The organism is Cognatishimia activa, assembly GCF_001458335.1.
Classification (GTDB): Bacteria; Pseudomonadota; Alphaproteobacteria; order Rhodobacterales; family Rhodobacteraceae; genus Cognatishimia; species Cognatishimia activa.
Window position 1 is genome coordinate 94,316 of record NZ_CYTO01000010.1, and the last position, 14,389, is coordinate 108,704.

Annotated in this window: 17 protein-coding genes and 1 pseudogene; 6 read left to right on the plus strand and 12 right to left on the minus strand. The window is 55.4% G+C overall.

All coding sequences use genetic code 11. The features are described 5' to 3' along the window. Positions 1–11 precede the first annotated feature (11 nt). Positions 12–692 (plus strand): ribulose-phosphate 3-epimerase, encoded by a 681-nt coding sequence (gene rpe, locus TA5113_RS08235; protein WP_058314578.1) that lies wholly within the window; start codon positions 12–14, stop codon positions 690–692. A gap of 6 nt (positions 693–698) precedes the next feature. Here the strand turns inward: rpe and TA5113_RS08240 are convergent, their stop codons facing one another. Continuing rightward, positions 699–1,292: a TetR/AcrR family transcriptional regulator gene (locus tag TA5113_RS08240; protein WP_058314579.1), complete on the minus strand. Its 594-nt coding sequence runs from the start codon at positions 1,290–1,292 to the stop codon at positions 699–701. A 91-nt stretch (positions 1,293–1,383) separates the two neighbouring features. Between TA5113_RS08240 and TA5113_RS08245 the strand changes: the two genes are divergently transcribed. Further along, positions 1,384–1,890, plus strand: a complete 507-nt coding sequence (locus TA5113_RS08245) for an anthrone oxygenase family protein (protein ID WP_058314580.1) — start codon at positions 1,384–1,386, stop codon at positions 1,888–1,890. Between the two features lie 19 nt (positions 1,891–1,909). On the opposite strand, the gene TA5113_RS17350 is transcribed toward TA5113_RS08245, so the two are convergent. Both TA5113_RS17350 and TA5113_RS17355 read right to left on the minus strand, forming a co-directional pair. Continuing rightward, entirely contained in the window at positions 1,910–2,509 is a 600-nt protein-coding gene (locus TA5113_RS17350) for an NAD(P)-dependent oxidoreductase (RefSeq protein ID WP_370736436.1), read from the minus strand. Then, positions 2,428–3,063, minus strand: a pseudogene (locus TA5113_RS17355) (Rossmann-fold NAD(P)-binding domain-containing protein); the annotation flags it as partial. The pseudogene TA5113_RS17355 and the gene TA5113_RS17350, both read right to left, overlap by 82 nt. Here TA5113_RS17355 and TA5113_RS08255 point away from each other — a divergent pair. After that, positions 2,996–3,517: an SH3 domain-containing protein gene (locus tag TA5113_RS08255; protein ID WP_058314582.1), complete on the plus strand. Its 522-nt coding sequence runs from the start codon at positions 2,996–2,998 to the stop codon at positions 3,515–3,517. The pseudogene TA5113_RS17355 and the gene TA5113_RS08255 overlap by 68 nt on opposite strands. 97 nt (positions 3,518–3,614) lie before the next feature. Here the strand turns inward: TA5113_RS08255 and panB are convergent, their stop codons facing one another. Beyond that, positions 3,615–4,424 carry a 3-methyl-2-oxobutanoate hydroxymethyltransferase gene (panB, locus tag TA5113_RS08260; protein WP_058314583.1) on the minus strand — a complete coding sequence of 270 codons (810 nt, stop codon included), beginning with the start codon at positions 4,422–4,424 and terminating at the stop codon, positions 3,615–3,617. Further along, on the minus strand, positions 4,421–5,260 hold the full coding sequence (gene panC, locus TA5113_RS08265) for a pantoate--beta-alanine ligase (protein ID WP_058314584.1): 840 nt from the start codon (positions 5,258–5,260) through the stop codon (positions 4,421–4,423). The genes panB and panC overlap by 4 nt, the downstream gene beginning before the upstream one ends. A gap of 177 nt (positions 5,261–5,437) precedes the next feature. On the opposite strand from panC, the gene TA5113_RS16950 reads away from it, so the two are divergent. Beyond that, positions 5,438–5,581, plus strand: a complete 144-nt coding sequence (locus TA5113_RS16950; RefSeq protein ID WP_165589399.1) for a hypothetical protein — start codon at positions 5,438–5,440, stop codon at positions 5,579–5,581. Positions 5,582–5,695: 114 nt separating this feature from the next. After that, positions 5,696–6,769 carry a hypothetical protein gene (locus TA5113_RS08270; RefSeq protein ID WP_058314585.1) on the plus strand — a complete coding sequence of 358 codons (1,074 nt, stop codon included), beginning with the start codon at positions 5,696–5,698 and terminating at the stop codon, positions 6,767–6,769. On the opposite strand, the gene TA5113_RS08275 is transcribed toward TA5113_RS08270, so the two are convergent. Together TA5113_RS08275 and TA5113_RS08280 are read right to left on the minus strand one after the other, a co-directional pair. Further along, positions 6,758–7,423 (minus strand): DUF938 domain-containing protein, encoded by a 666-nt coding sequence (locus TA5113_RS08275; protein WP_058314586.1) that lies wholly within the window; start codon positions 7,421–7,423, stop codon positions 6,758–6,760. The two genes, TA5113_RS08270 and TA5113_RS08275, sit on opposite strands and share 12 nt — an antisense overlap. Next, positions 7,423–8,370, minus strand: a complete 948-nt coding sequence (locus TA5113_RS08280) for an aldo/keto reductase (RefSeq protein WP_058314739.1) — start codon at positions 8,368–8,370, stop codon at positions 7,423–7,425. The genes TA5113_RS08275 and TA5113_RS08280 overlap by 1 nt, the downstream gene beginning before the upstream one ends. A gap of 117 nt (positions 8,371–8,487) precedes the next feature. Here TA5113_RS08280 and TA5113_RS08285 point away from each other — a divergent pair, with 117 nt between their 5' ends. Beyond that, positions 8,488–9,102: a CDP-alcohol phosphatidyltransferase family protein gene (locus tag TA5113_RS08285; RefSeq protein ID WP_058314587.1), complete on the plus strand. Its 615-nt coding sequence runs from the start codon at positions 8,488–8,490 to the stop codon at positions 9,100–9,102. Here TA5113_RS08285 and TA5113_RS08290 read toward each other — a convergent pair. The 5 genes from TA5113_RS08290 to TA5113_RS08310 all read right to left on the minus strand — a co-directional run bounded on the left by TA5113_RS08290 (position 9,092) and on the right by TA5113_RS08310 (position 14,381). After that, positions 9,092–9,562: a PaaI family thioesterase gene (locus TA5113_RS08290; protein ID WP_058314588.1), complete on the minus strand. Its 471-nt coding sequence runs from the start codon at positions 9,560–9,562 to the stop codon at positions 9,092–9,094. The genes TA5113_RS08285 and TA5113_RS08290 overlap by 11 nt on opposite strands. 157 nt (positions 9,563–9,719) lie before the next feature. Beyond that, the gene (locus tag TA5113_RS08295) at positions 9,720–10,790 is read right to left on the minus strand and encodes a BMP family ABC transporter substrate-binding protein (RefSeq protein WP_058314589.1); all 1,071 of its coding nucleotides are present in this window, start codon (positions 10,788–10,790) and stop codon (positions 9,720–9,722) included. A gap of 47 nt (positions 10,791–10,837) precedes the next feature. After that, on the minus strand, positions 10,838–11,758 hold the full coding sequence (locus TA5113_RS08300; RefSeq protein ID WP_058314590.1) for an ABC transporter permease: 921 nt from the start codon (positions 11,756–11,758) through the stop codon (positions 10,838–10,840). Continuing rightward, entirely contained in the window at positions 11,758–12,840 is a 1,083-nt protein-coding gene (locus TA5113_RS08305) for an ABC transporter permease (protein WP_058314591.1), read from the minus strand. The genes TA5113_RS08300 and TA5113_RS08305 overlap by 1 nt, the downstream gene beginning before the upstream one ends. Beyond that, positions 12,837–14,381 (minus strand): ABC transporter ATP-binding protein, encoded by a 1,545-nt coding sequence (locus TA5113_RS08310; RefSeq protein ID WP_058314592.1) that lies wholly within the window; start codon positions 14,379–14,381, stop codon positions 12,837–12,839. Before TA5113_RS08310 ends, TA5113_RS08305 begins: the two co-directional genes overlap by 4 nt. Positions 14,382–14,389 lie beyond the last annotated feature (8 nt).

Genomic DNA, 14,389 nt, shown 5'->3' on the forward strand with positions numbered 1-14,389 from the left:
AGGAGAACCCCATGAGCTTCGACCGCTCCATCAAAATCGCCCCGTCTATTCTGTCCGCAGATTTCGCCAATTTTGGCCAAGAAATTGAAGCGGTGGAGGCGCAAGGTGCGGATTGGATCCACGTGGACGTTATGGATGGCCACTTTGTGCCAAATCTGACATTTGGCCCGCCGCTGTGCAAAGCGATCCGCAAACACATCAACACCGTGATGGATGTTCATTTGATGATCGCGCCGGTTGATCCGTATATCGACGCCTTTGCGGATGCTGGCGCTGATGTACTGACCGCGCATTTGGAAGCTGGCCCGCACATTCACCGCACATTGCAAGCGATCCGTGGCGCAGGATGTAAGGCGGGTCTGGCGTTGAACCCTGGCACAGGCATTGAAGACATCGAATACCTTCTGGATATGGTCGATCTGATCTGTGTTATGACCGTGAACCCGGGCTTTGGCGGGCAGAAATTCATTCATTCGCAGGTCGACAAAGTGCGCAAGCTGCGCGCGATGATTGGAGACCGTCCGATCCATATCGAGATTGATGGTGGCATCACGCCGGAAACCGCACCGCTTATGGCCGAGGCCGGGGCAGATGTGTTGGTTGCGGGCTCTGCCGTCTTTAAAGGCGGCAGCGTATCCAACCCAGCGCCTTATGGTGAAAACATCCGCGCCATCAAAGCATCCGTCGCCTAATCGCGGCTAGTTCGCTTCCAAGATAGCTTGAAAATGACGGAAGGCGCTGGCGCAATGGGCGTCGATGTCTTCCGCCGACGGGGCTTTCTCAACGCCAATCGCGCGTTTGATTTGCATATCGCCAATCAGCAAATGAATGAAAGCCTGCGTCAGTGGGCCGACATCGTCTGCACCTACGCCCGGCAGTGCAGCAATCAGCTTGGCGAAAAGCGGTGCGATCACGTCGCGCCCGGCTTGTGATATTGCAAGCCCGAGCTCTCCCGTAGCATCTGCCGCTGCAGCGCGATTGAGAAGAATCGCCCGGTCTCCAAGTAGCATCGCCAAGAAAGTCGGTGCGATTGTTTTTAACGACGCCATTGGATCAGCATCGTCGTCCAAGGCGGATTTCAGCAGTGCTTCGGTCTCTGCTGCATTGTCCTGAACCATCGCTTCAAACAGCCCGCGTTTGTCTCCGTACCAGCGATAAAGTGTTTCATTTGAAGCCTTTGCGGCTTTCGCGATGTTGAGCATCGACGTGCCCGCATAACCTTTTTCTGCGATCAAATCATAGGCGGCATGGGTGATCGCAAGGTGGCGTTCTTGTTTCCGGGCGTCGCGCATTGGGGCTCCAATTATGTCTTGTCAAAAAGCGTACAGATGATTACGGATATCTGCAAGCGTACAAAAGTGTACGGTAAGCTGGAGATCAGAAATGTTAGTAATTACGATTTGCGCCATGGGTGTCGCCCTGCTGCTGAATGCAGGAATTTTTGGTTTTTTTTACGCTTGGGTTTGTTCGACCATGTGGGGGCTCGATGCCGCAGACCCGCGCGTTGCGATTGAGGCGATGCAGGCGATGAATGCCTCGGTGCGCAACATGACCTTTGCGCCGGCATTCTTTGGAACGCCCTTTGCATTGTGGTTGGCGGCTGCTTTGTTGTGGCGGTCCCAGAACATCGCAAGCGCGCGATGTTTTGCGGTTGCCGGCCTGACCTATTTTGCCTTGGGCATGCTGCTGACCATGGGGATCAACGTGCCAATGAACGAAGCCTTGGCATTGGTGCAGGTGCCTGCATCCATCGAGGAAGCACGCGTGATTTGGGAAGACTATTCAGGGACTTGGCAGATGTGGAACCAGGTTCGCACCTTCACGTCAGGCTTGGCCTTTGCGATTGCACTGGCGGGTGTGTTTTTCTTCCGGACAAGCCCAGAAGCGTGAGGCCATAAACAGAGATGCTTTAGAGCATCTCTGGCAGAACACGATCAGGCGGCTTGTGTCCATCCTCAAAGGTGCGGATGTTCAGCATGACCTTCTCGCCCATCTCAATCCGGCACTCCATGGTGGCAGATCCCATATGCGGGAGCATGACCACATTGCCGAGAGAGCGAAGCTCGGCGGCCATTTCGTCGCCGCCTTCATACACATCCAAACCTGCGCCGCCGATTTCATTGGCCTTAAGCGCCAAAGCAAGCGCTGCTTCATCAATCACTTCACCGCGTGAGGTGTTTACGATGACTGCATCAGGTTTCATCAGCTTCAAACGACGCGCATTCACGAGGTGATAAGTGGCTGGCGTATGGGGGCAGTTGATTGAAACTACATCCATCCGCGCCAGCATTTGGTCGAGGCTTTCCCAATAGGTGGCCTCAAAACGCTCTTCGATCCCCGCATGCAGGCGGCGGCGGTTGTGGTAATGGACTTCCATGCCAAACGCTTTGGCGCGCCGTGCCACGGCTTGGCCGATACGGCCCATGCCAAGGATGCCGAGTTTTCGACCGCCAATACGCCCACCAAGCATTGCGCTTGGGGACCAACCTTCCCATTTTCCGCGTTCCATCTGCGCAAGGCCTTCTGGAATGCGGCGGGGACCGCGAGCACAAGCGCCATGGCCATGTCCGCAGTATCTTCGGTCATAACCCCGGGGGTGTTTGTGACCAAAATCCCTTTTTCCCGCGCGTCATCCACTTCGATGTGGTCAACGCCAGCCCCATAATTTGCGATGAGCTTGAGTTGCGGACCCGCATTCGCGAGAATCTCGTGGTCAATTTTGTCATTGAGGTTCGTGACAATGACATCAGCGGTTTTGACCGCTTCAATTAGCTCTGCTCGAGGCATCTGCGTTTCGTCTTCGCGCAAACGTACATCGAACAGTTCCGAGAGCCGCGCCTCGACCGGTTCTGGCAACCGTCGCGTAACGACAACACTCAGACGTTGCTTTGCCATTGGGTACCTCGGAGTTCTTTCCAAATCAGAACGTTGCTGGCACAGTGCCTGACAGAATGACGGGGCACAAGAACCCCCGCGCAATTTTATGAGCAGACAAATGATTTCGGTGACCAACGGACAGAAATGGACGCATGTTTTGGCGGCAGCTTTTGCGGTTCTCGCCATGACGGGCGCAGCGGTTGCTGAACAGAAACGCGGTCCGGTCACCAATCTGCCCATGCCGCGCTATGTCAGCCTGAAAGCGGCGAAGGCGAATGTGCGTCGCGGCCCATCGTTGACCCACCGGATCGACTGGATTTTCAAGCGTCGCGATATGCCGCTGGTTGTCACGGCAGAACACGGCCATTGGCGCCGGGTACAGGATCGCGACGGGGCAGGGGGCTGGGTGCATTACTCGCTGCTTTCTGGCAACCGAACCGTGATCGTTGAAGCGGATATGTTGCCTCTGAACGTCCGCCCCGAGCCTGACACGCCGATGGTCGCGCAACTAGAGCTCGGCGTTGTGGCCAGCCTTGGCAAGTGTCATCCCGAATGGTGCCGGATTTCCGTAGGGGGCTATAAGGGCTGGGCCCGGAAATCCGATATCTGGGGTGTCCTTGACGAAGAGATCCGCGAGTAAACGGCACCTTGTGAACGCATGGGCCGAAGCGGCGCTTCTAAACTGCCTTCTTCTTTGCCCAAATACTCAAAATGAACAGCACGCCCACCAATAGACGTTACTTGTAGACTTCTTTTTCCGTCGGGAAGGCCCTTGTTTTCACATCGTCTGCGTATTCAGACACCGCGCGTTCAATGGCTGGACCCAAGTCGCCGTAGACTTTTACAAATTTCGGGGTCCACTCGTTCAGCCCGAGCATGTCTTCCAAAACCAGGATTTGGCCGTCACATTCTGCAGATGCGCCAATCCCAATGGTCGGGATTGGGCAGGCTTTGGTGATCTTCACCGCAAGAGGTTCAACGACGCCCTCAACAACGACAGAGAACGCACCAGCCTCTGCAACCGCAACAGCATCTTCGATCAATGCATCCCAGCCTGCTTCGTCTCGGCCTTGGGTTTTAAATCCACCCATCACGTGGCTTGATTGCGGCGTCAGACCAATATGCGCCATGACGGGAATACCGCGTTCCACCAGGAAATGGATGGTTTCCGCCATACGCTTTCCGCCTTCCAATTTCACCGCACCGCAGCCCGTTTCTTTCATGATCTTGGCAGCGTTGCGGAAAGCCACGGCTGGGCTTTCCTCATATGTACCAAATGGCATATCGACGACGATTAGCGCTTTCTCTGTCCCGCGGACCACCGCTTTGCCATGCATGATCATTAGGTCAAGCGGCACACCAACAGTGCTTTCCATGCCGTGCATCACCATGCCGAGGCTGTCACCCACCAGGATGAAGTCCGCATATTTATCGACGATGGCGGCTGTATGGGCGTGATAGCTGGTCAGCGACACAATCGGTTCGCCGCCTTTGCGGGCTGCGATTTCAGGCACGGTTGTGCGGCGAATCTTGGCTTGTGCGCTCATGGTGTGATGACCCTTTGATCTAGCAGAAGGACGCCACCAAACTCTGCGGAGAGCATAATGGCAGCGGGGGTGGTCAGGGGGCCTGCGAGATCAGCAAGGCTTTCCGCCTGAACAATATCGAGGCCGCGCAGGGTGGCGCGCGGCTCGGCGTGAATGGTGTTTGCGATGGTGTCGCGTAGGGAGTCGACCGATTTGTTTTTCAGCGCTTCGGCTGCATCTAAAGACCGAGACAAGACCAAAGCCGCTTGGCGGTCTTCCGCATTCAGACGCACGTTGCGCGAGGACATCGCCAATCCGTCGTTCTCACGCACGATCGGCACGCCAATAATCTCAATCGGAAAGGCCAAATCGCGGGTCATGCGTTTGATAATCTGCAGCTGTTGGTAGTCTTTTTCCCCAAAACACGCGACGTCGGGTTGCACGAAGTTGAACAGCCGCGCGACCACGGTGGTGACACCGCGGAAGTGGCCGGGGCGGACTTCGCCATGAAGAATATTGGCCATACGGGTGGTTTCAACGATGGTTTCATCACCGTCAGGATAGACGTCAGAAACGTCCGGGATCAAAACCAAATCGACGCCCGCTGCGCGCAACATTTCTAAGTCACGCTCTTCGTCTCGCGGGTAGCTGTCGAGGTCGGAAGCCTCGCCGAATTGGGTTGGGTTCACAAAGATCGTGACTGCAACACGGTCCGCTTTGGACTTTGCCGTCGCCACCAACTCCATATGGCCTGCATGCAGAAAGCCCATGGTTGGGACGAGCCCGATGGTCTCTCCTGCACTTCGAAATGCGCCTGTCGCGGTGCGACAGTCAGCGATTGTGCGAACGACCTGCATGGCAGTCCCCTGTCTTTCTTGTCTTACTGAAGAGGGGTGTAGCAAAAGGCGCTGCGCTGCGGCAAGCGTGCAGATAATTCTTCCGCAACGTGAGTTGCCGCAATTTTGGCAGATTTTTCCCCGAATTCCGGCACGTTCCTTTGTGAGACTTTAAACATCAGCAAGGAGTTTGCCTCGATGCGTCGTGTTCTGCCAATGATTTTCACCTGCTTTGCGATTGTCGGCTATGCCGTGTTTCAAGCGCATGCAGTGAAGGCAGAGAACCACGCACAATACATTCCTACTGCGACGCCTATCGAGATAGAGCATCTCACCTATTGATGGATGTTTTGGCGTTGGTTGTCCAAAACTGGCCCAAAGATGCCTGATTTCTTTCCTTTTCGTGTCAAATCGCACTGATAGCTCTGATCCAATCAATCTTGTTGGAGCGATCAGATGCTAAAATATATTCCAGTCGCGTTTGCGATCATCGCCTTAGGTGTGGTTGCCGCACTTGATTTCATGGGTTTCCGCGGCCGCTCTGCTGAAATAGCGACGCTGCATGAAGCGGCAACAAAAATTGACGCGGGTTTTGAAGTGGCAGAGGTGTCCTACAAGGATCATCTGCTCAGCAAAATCGGTATGGCCAAAGGGTTGCCGAACCCAACTTTGGCGACCGCGCGGCTTGAACGCCGCGTGCTGCGTTCCGCGCCCCTAAACAGCTATTTGCCAACGCCGTCTGAAGAGGTGCTTGCGGGATGGGAGCGACTCGCGTGGAGCGATGACTTTCAGACGGGATTTGGCTGGCCCGACGGGATCACCGACGGAAAGCCGGGAAAATACGCGCCTAATCTGGATGATGATATTGCCATCTATCTGAATGGCCGCAGCTCGATCTATATGCGCGTCGAACGCGCGGAACCAACCATGACTTTGGCCAATCGTTTGAAGCAGGCTTATTGGGTTGTGGACACTGGCCGCTCTCTGGATCGCTTGCACGAGGGGCGTCCGAGGGCGAGCTATTTCTGGACCAATTTCAAGGAAACCAGCTCGGGCAACAGCGTTTACAACGCCAAATATCACAAGCATTTCCATAAAGTGGAAGGCGTGCATTGGCTAAGCGCTAAGAACAAATCCGCGCGTCGGGACGAAAAGATGCGCTATATGTTTGCATCCCTTGGCGGCGGTGTTGTGCTCAAACTGCGCGCACATGCCTCAGAGGCGGAAATCAAACAGGTGATGGACGCGATTGATTATCAATCGTTGAACCAGATGCAGACTTTGCCAAGCCCATTGATCGCAGAAGGTCTTGGTAAATATCTGATCGATACGCCAGAAGAGTGGTTGTCTGAACACGCCGGTGAGGTTCCGACCGCAAGCTACGGTACAGATGTCGGCCAAACCGAAGTCGAGGCCAAAACGATTGCACAAGCTGATCAGAAAACTCTGCCAAAGGCCCATAAAGGCGGTTTTGGCAGTGAAAACTGCTCTGCGGAGAATGGCAAAACCTGTAAGGTGCTAGCGCACTGACGCTTTTGGCTTAGTCAGCTGCATCGCCAGATTATTTGCAGGCATTTGATGGGTCTTCACGTGGTGGAGGCCCATTTTCGTGGCCCATGCAATAACGGTCTGAATGTCTTTATAGCCGATCTCTGGGTCTTGCGCCGTAAGTTTGGCATGAAAGTCTTTGTCGCCCTCGCTGCTCAGTTCACCACCGCGCATGAAAGGCCCGTAGATGAGCGCGACCCCTCCAGGATTGAGCGCGGCGCTGGCTTCAGAAATCAGAGTCTTGGCCGCGATTTCAGAGATGAGGTGCAGCAGGTTTGACAAGTAAATCAAATCAAAGGGGCCATTGGTCTCCGCCCAACCATCTTGCGTTGCGTTTAGTACATGGGCGGGCAAGATATTTTCCAAGGCGCTATCCTCTCGATAGGCATTGATGCTTGCGAGCCGATCCGGTGCGACATCTGTTGGTTGCCAAAGGATGTCGGGGCGCATTTCGGCGAACCCAATAATATGCTGGCCCGTACCGCTGGCGATTTCCAAGGCTTTCCCTGATTGAGGAGCAATGCGCGCCATGACCGCGTTAATGGCAGGTTGATTGCGCGCCGCGGTCGGCGCGAAGAGTTTCTCGCCTTCTGTGGCTTGCGCAAAGCCCGTCGCTTCAGGGGCACGCTTTGCCATTATGCCTCTTCCAAACGGTCTGTCGCTGGCGCCGGGGTTGGGCTGAGGGCCGTGATCTCTTGATACAGCGCATCATCCATCTCAAAAGAAATCGCGGCAAGTGATGGCGCAAGCTGTTCGGCGGATCGGGCGGACAAGATCGGGCTGAGCCCATCGACATGTTTGGCGATCCACGCGACCGCAAGTGTCGCGGGTGCGACGCCATGATCCTCGGCCAGCGCCTTGAGGTCTCGCGCCGTTTGCCACATCCATTCTTGGCCATACCGGGCATGGTACCGGCTGTCCTCGGTCAGACGTCCATCAGTTGTGGTATCTTCAATCCCTGAATATTTGCCGGTCAAAAGACCTGCGGCAAGAGGCGAGTAGGGGGCGACGAGAATGCCTTGGTCTTTGGCCATCGGCAGGAGTTCAACCTCTACTTGGCGTTTCACCAAGTTGTACATGGGTTGCAGGATATCGATTGTCAAATCCCGCTCCGCTGCGACGGTGACTGATTTCATCACTTGCCATGCGGCATGGTTACTGACGCCGATGTGGCCAATTTTGCCTTGGGCTTTGAGCTCGGCCAAAGTGTCATAGGTTTCTTCTAAAGGCATGGCTGGATCGAACCTGTGTAAATAAAGGATATCCACGTAATCCATATTCAAACGCTGCCGCGACGTGTCAAAAGCTTGTAGAATATTAGCGCGCCCTGAACCGCCCGAGTAAGCGGCTTTGGTCGCGATCACCAGATCATCGCGCATTGGGGCGGCGAACTCCCCCAAGAGGGTTTCTGAGGCTCCCTCAGTGTAAACATAGGCCGTGTCGAAATGGTTGATCCCGGCGGCCACACAAGCATCAAACATTTCGCGGCTTGCTTTGGCATCAGCCCGTTCCCCAAATTGCATGGTGCCAAAGGTGAAGCGGCTAACTGGTGTGCCGTTTGGGGATGTGATGGGCGCTCGCATGAATGTGTCCTTTTGTTTTTGAGTTGGCCTTTGCGTCGGCACAATGGACATGCTGTAAAGGGCTTGTGTGACCCTATCGTGAAGGGGCGCAACGGCTTTGGCAAGCGGAGGCTTTACATGTTTGATGCGCGAATTCGCCCCTTAATTGACCCGCCTTTGAATGCGCTGGGTCGCGGGCTTGCAGGCATTGGTGTGACGGCCAATGGCGTCACGTTGGTTGGCTTTGCATTTGGTGTTTTGGCAGCAATCTTGATTGCGTTTGGGCAGCCGATCTGGGCCTTGGTTTTCATCGCGCTCTCACGATTGGCTGACGGTCTGGACGGGGCCGTTGCCCGGGCCGCAGGGGGGAGCGATTTCGGCGGTTTTTTGGACATCGTGTGTGATTTTGCCTTCTATGGCTTGATCCCGATGGCCTTTGTGTTCGCGGACCCGGTGACGAACGGCGCGGCGGGGGCCTTTCTGCTGTGCAGTTTCTATGTGAACGGGGCGAGCTTTCTGGCCTATGCGGTGCTTGCCGAGAAACACGAGATGGAAAGCAAAGCGCGTGGAGAGAAAGCGCTCTATTTCACAGGAGGTATTTTGGAGGGCGCAGAAACCATTGGTTTCTTTGTGCTGCTTTGCCTGTTGCCCGCTTGGTTTGCGCCACTCTCTTGGGTGTTTGGTGCCCTGTGTTTCATCACTGCCACGTCGCGTGTTATCCTCGCGTGGCGCGTGTTTGGCGCTATTCGCTAACGTCAGGCCTGTCGCGCACTGACATCAATGTGGCTGTCATATTGGCGATGGGTTTTTCTTTATCGTCCTCGGCCGCATAAGCGGTGGCCTCTGCCACTGTAATTGTGCGACCCGATTTCACTACTTCAGCACGGAACAAAAACCGATCCCCCTGCGCCGGAGCGAGGAAATTGCTCTTAAATTCAATAGACAGAACAGCTGCATCTTCGTCCATCAACGAATGCGCTGCGTAACCACAAGCGCTGTCCATGGCGGTGGTGATCGCGCCGGCATGCATGAAACCGTGTTGCTGCGTGAAATCGGGATTGAATGGCATCGCGAGGGTGATCAGCCCCGGTTCGAGTTCGGTGATTTCGACACCCAAGCTGTGCATCGCGTTCTGCTTGGCAAAGCTTTCGCGGACCTTTGCGTCCCACCCTGCAAACCGTGGAACATGTTTTTTCGGATCATCGCTATTCATGGCAGCGCTTTCTCTGACCAGCTTTGAATAGGTCAACCTTTGCAGAGCCTTGTGCCAAAAGATACGGCCCTATGAGAGAACGCCACGTCATTCGTGACTTCAAAAGAAAAGCCCCGCCGTGGGGCGGGGCTTTGGCGTTTAATCGTTAAGCGAATGCTTAGTTTGGTACGTCGCCTTCAATGCCTTCCACATAGAAGCTCATACCCGCCAAGGTGCCGTCATCCGCAGTCTCGCCTTCCGCGAGCCATGGGGTGCCGTCTTGTTTGTTAATTGGACCAGTGAAGGCGTGGTATTCGCCGGATGCCAAGGCTTCTTTCATTGCCAGCGCTTCCGCTTTCACGTCCGCAGGAACGCGGTCAGAGATTTCACCGATGCCAACCATGCCAGCGCCGATGCCGTCCCATGTGCTCTTGGTTTCCCAAGTGCCGTCCATAACCGCTTTGGTGCGCGCGATGTAGTAAGGCGCCCAATCGTCAATGATAGAAGACACGCGCGGGAACGGCGCGTATTCACCCATGTCAGACGCCTGACCGAATGTCACAACGTTGCCTGCCGCCTGAGCTGCGGCTTGTGGCGCGGTGGAGTCGGTGTGCTGCAGGATCACGTCCGCGCCTTGCTCGATCAGAGCTTTCGCCGCGTCTGCTTCTTTTGCAGGATCAAACCATGTGTAAGCCCAAATGATTTTGAACTGCACATCTGGGTTCACCTTCTTGGCGTGGATGTAGGCAGAGTTAATGCCACGGATCACTTCTGGGATCGGGAAGGAAGCGATGTAACCGATGATGTTGCTCTCGGTCATATTGCCCGCGATGTGACCTTGGATCGCGCGACCTTCATAGAAACGTGCGGAATAGATGGACACGTTGTCAGAGGTTTTGTAGCCGGTTGCGTGCTCGAACTTCACGTTCGGGAATTTCTTCGCAACGTTGATGGTTGGGTCCATGTAACCAAAGGATGTGGTGAAGATCAGGTCAGCACCTTGCAACGCCATCTGTGTGATCGCACGTTCCGCGTCAGCACCTTCTGGTACGTTCTCTTGGTAGACGGTTTCAACCTGGTCGCCGAACTCAGCCACAACCGCCTTACGGCCTTGGTCGTGTTCATAGGTCCAGCCGCCGTCGCCCACTGGGCCAACGTAGATGAAGCCTACCTTGGTTTTCTCAGCCATTGCGGTGGTCGCAAGGCCCATTGCCACGGCAGCTGTGGCAAGCAGTTTGGTCAATTTCATTTGGGTTCCCCCTGTTGCAGTTTTATATTTGGCTTCTGACTGAAAGATCAGTTCGAAGCGTGAAACGGACGGCCAAGCGACGCAGGAGCGGCGCTTTTGTCAGCCGACAGAATAACAAGCACGATGATCGTGATAAGATATGGCGACATTGCCAAGTACTCGACAGGGATGGCAATACCTGCCGCCTGCAAGTTGAGTTGTAGGACATTGATGCCGCCGAACAAGTAAGCGCCCAGCAAGACACGCCACGGCTTCCAGCTGGCGAAAACAACCAAAGCCAGAGCAATCCACCCAATGCCAGCGGTCATGCCTTCCGTCCATTGAGGTACGCGGATCAGGCTGATGTAGGCACCGCCAAGCCCCGCACAGGCACCGCCAAACAAAATGGCAAGGATACGGACGCGGACAACGTGATAGCCAAGCGCGTGTGCCGCTTCGTGGTTTTCACCGACCGCACGCAGGACCAATCCTGCACGGGTATATTTCAGCACAGCCCACACAGCGGCTGTCAGGCCAAGGCCCATATAAAGAACGATGTCATGACCAAATAGGATATGGCCGACGAAGGGCAGGTCCGAGAGAACCGGGATATCTACTTTGCCCATCACGGGCGGTTTGACGCCCACATAGCTTTGCCCCATGAGGGCGGAGAGGCCGAGACCAAAGAGCGTGAGCGCCAAGCCCGATGCCACTTGGTTTGCCAGTGCAAACTGGGTGAGAAAGGCAAAGAGCATAGACAGGATCGCCCCGCCTGCCATGGCGGCAAGGATGCCGAGGTACGGCGAACCGGTTTCGACGGAAACGGCAAAGCCGCATACCGCTCCGACGATCATCATGCCTTCGACGCCTAGGTTCAGAACGCCTGCCTTTTCCACCACGAGCTCGCCGATGGCTGCCAGCAGCAGTGGGGTCGCGGCCACCATAAGAGACGCGATCAAAAGGGTTGGGCTGATGGCTGAAAGATCCATTATGCGGCTCCCTTAACGGCTAGTCGGATGCGGAAGTTAGAGAGAAGGTCAAGCGCCAAGAGGAAGAACAAGAGCATGCCTTGGAAGACCTGAATGGCCGCAGCTGGGAGGCCGAGGTTGGCCTGCGCGATCTCGCCGCCAATATACGTCAGCGCCATCAAGAGACCGGCCAGCAAAATGCCGATCGGATGCAGACGACCCAAGAACGCGACGATAATTGCGGTGAAGCCGTAACCAACATTGAAGTCGATGCTGATCTGGCCGGATGGACCGGAGACCTCAAACAGACCCGCGAGCCCGGCAAGTGCGCCGGAAATACCCATGCAAAGAATTGTCAGACGGGTCGGGTTTACGCCACCAAAACGCGCAGCACGTGGGGCTTCGCCGGTTAGGCGGATGTTGAAGCCCAAGATGTGTTTGTTCAGCAGGATGTAGGCGAAAGTCACGGCGATGAACGCCGCTGCCACACCCCAATGAAGGCCGGTTCCGGCCAAGATCTCTGTGTTGTGTCCACTTGGGTAATCCTGAAAGTTTCGGCTGCCCGGGAAACCATGGCCGTCAGGATTTCGTAGCAGACCCAAAGACATGGACGCCAAAAGTTGCTCGGCGACGTAAACCAGCATCAGGGAAACGAGGATCTCGTTGGTGCCAAATTTCACTTTGAGCAGGGCAGGGATCATCGACCAGAGCATCCCTCCCAATAGGCCTGCAAGGATCATGAGTGGGAAAATGAAAACGCTCTCGGTCGGGTAAAATGCCAGACCCACCGCTGCACCACAGATCGCACCAAGAATATACTGCCCTTCGGCGCCGATATTCCAAATCCCGGCGCGGAACCCAAGGCTCAGACCTATGGCAATCAAGATCAGTGGCCCGCCTTTCACCAAGAGTTGTGGGCGGTAGTAAAACGAAAACTCACCAAACAGCGGATCGTAGAAAATCGTACGGATCGCTTCAATTGGGTTCTTGCCCAAAGCGGCAAACAGCAAACCACCGGCGATCATCGTCACAATCACCGCGATGACCGGTGTAAACAGCGACCAGAACCGGCTTGGCTGCGGGCGTTTCTCCAGTTGGATCATGCGCTTGCCTCCTGTTCAACGGTTTCCTCACCAGCGACATGCATGCCGTGGCTTCCGCCCATCATGAGGCCGATTTCATCAATTGTGAGGCCTGATGTCGGACGCAGCTCAGACAGACGTCCCTCATTCAGAGCGCCGAAGCGATCAGAGATTTCCATAAGCTCATCAAGGTCCTGGCTGATCACTACGATTGCCGCGCCTTTGGCCGCCAGATCCATCAAAGATTGCCGGATAGCCGCCGCCGCTGCGGCATCTACGCCCCATGTCGGCTGGTTCACGATCAACACTTCAGGGTCTTGCAAAACCTCGCGGCCAATCACGAATTTCTGCAAGTTGCCGCCTGAAAGCGCACGCGCCGCGCGGTCAGATCCCGGGGTGCGCACGTCAAATTCTGAAATGATCTGATCGGCAAATTCTGTCGCGCCTTTCCAGTTCACGAACCCTTTCTTGGTCAGGTCTTGGCGGATTGCGCCGGTTAGAAGGGCGTTCTCGACCAGGCTCATATTTGGCGCAGCCGCATGGCCCAGCCGTTCCTCTGGTGCCGCCAAAGTTCCGATGCCACGTCGTTGGTTGGGGCCTAAATTGCCTACCGCATCGCCGCGGATCGTGACGGCGGTGGCGGCCGTCAGAAGCTCGCCTGACAAAGCCGCCAGCAATTCGTCCTGACCATTGCCAGCGACGCCTCCAAGACCAAGGATTTCTCCGGCGCTTACGGAAAAGCTGATGTTTTTCAACGATGTGCCGAATGGGTTCCCAGAGGCAGCGCTCAAGTCGTCCACCTGAAGGACGACCTCACCACCATCTTGCGCAGTCCGTGTTGGGGTCTGCAATGTGTCGCCCACCATCATCTCGGCCATATCACGGGCAGAGGTTTGAGCAGGCACACATTCGCCCACATTCTTGCCAAGCCGCAGAATGGTCGCGTGGTCACACAGCGTACGGATCTCTTCCAGTTTGTGAGAGATATATAGGATCGAGGTGCCTTCAGATTTCAATTTCCGAAGGGTTTGAAACAGGATTTCAACCTCTTGAGGCGTCAAAACCGAGGTCGGCTCATCCATGATCAAAAGCTTCGGGTCCTGCAAAAGACAGCGAATGATCTCAACCCGTTGACGCTCGCCAGCGGATAGGTCGCCGACAGTTCTATCTGGATCTAGTGGCAGTCCATAGTTTTCACTGACATCTTTAATCCGCTTCGCTAGGTCGCGCATCGGTGGTGGGTTTTCCATGCCCAGAGCAACATTTTCCGCCACATTCAACGCGTCAAAAAGTGAGAAGTGTTGGAACACCATTGCGACACCGCTCCCGCGGGCAGCGCGGGGTTCGGCAGGGGCGAAGGCGTTGCCTTGCCATGTCATTGTACCGCTATCTGGTTTCACCAGACCGTAGATCATTTTAACGAGGGTGGATTTGCCGGCGCCGTTCTCGCCCAAAAGCGCGTGAACCTCCCCTTCAGCGATGTCAAAAGACACGTCGTCATTTGCGACAACACCAGGGTAGGCTTTGGTCAGCCCTTGGATCGAAAGCAGCGGTGTGTTCATTCCGTTTT